Source organism: Cupriavidus sp. 22TCCZM01-5 (genome assembly GCF_057798915.1).
On sequence record NZ_JBYOJR010000084.1, the window covers coordinates 1 to 1,117 of the forward strand.

The 1,117-nt window shown below is 61.5% G+C and carries 1 protein-coding gene; it reads right to left on the reverse strand.

The window, feature by feature from the left end; all coding sequences use genetic code 11:
- Nucleotides 1–2: 2 nt before the first annotated feature.
- A partial coding sequence (locus AC3FNH_RS32505; RefSeq protein ID WP_488723002.1) for an IS256 family transposase occupies nt 3–1,117 on the reverse strand: 1,115 nt, incomplete at its 5' end.

Sequence of the window (1,117 nt, forward strand, 5' to 3'; positions counted from 1 at the left end):
TGTCAGCTTCGAGCGGCAGTAAATCGCTCGCCATACAGAATAGCAAACTGATTCATGGCGGACTTCCAGTCATAGGTGGTGCGAACGGACTTGGTCAGCACGTTGCGCAGCGCCAGCCACAGCAACTTGATCGCAGCTTCATCCGAAGGGAAGTGGCCCCGGGTCTTGATGATCTTGCGCAACTGCATGTTCAAGCTCTCAATGGCATTCGTGGTGTAGATCACACGCCGGATGTCGGGCGGGAACACGAAGAACGGTATGACGTGCTCCCAGGCGCGTCGCCACGACTGCACGATCATCGGGTACTTGGCTCCCCACGGGCCGTCGGCGAAGTCCTGCAGCGCCTGCCCGGCCTCTTGTTCGCTGGCCGCGCTGTAGATCGGACGCAGCGCCTGTGCCAGCACCTTGCGGTCCTTATAGTTGGCGTATTCCAGGCTGTTGCGGATCAAATGCACAATGCAGGTCTGCACCGTCGTGCGGGGATAGGCCGTGGCAACGGCCTCCGTCAACCCCTTGAGGCCGTCGACCACTGCGATCAGGATGTCCTGGCAGCCTCGGTTCTTGAGTTCATTGAAGACCTTGAGCCAGAACTTGGCGCCTTCGGTCTGCTCGACCCACAGGCCCAGCACGTCGCGCTGGCCATCTGCCTGGATTCCCAATGCCAGATACACGGCCTTATTGCTGACGATGCCGTCACTGCGGATCTTGACCCGCAACGCGTCGAAGAACACGACCGGGTACATGGCCTCAAGCGGACGGTTCTGCCAGGCGATGGTCTCGGCCATGACCTCGTCGGTGACCGAGCTGATGAAGTCCGGGGAGACTTCGGTGCCGTAGCTCTCGGCCAGAAACGCCTGGATCTCGCGCACGCTCATGCCGCGCGCGTACATGGCGATAATGCGCTCATCGAAGCCGGTAAAGCGCCGTTCGTGCTTCGGGATCAGAACCGGATCGAAACTGCCATCGCGGTCGCGTGGCAGTTCGACCCGCACCGGGCCGCGGTCGGTGATCACGGTCTTGCCGCTCAGACCGTTACGCGCATTGGACTGCTCGGCCGGCTTGGGCTCGCCTGGCTTGTAGCCCAAATGCATGCTCATCTCGGCGCTCATCGCCCGCT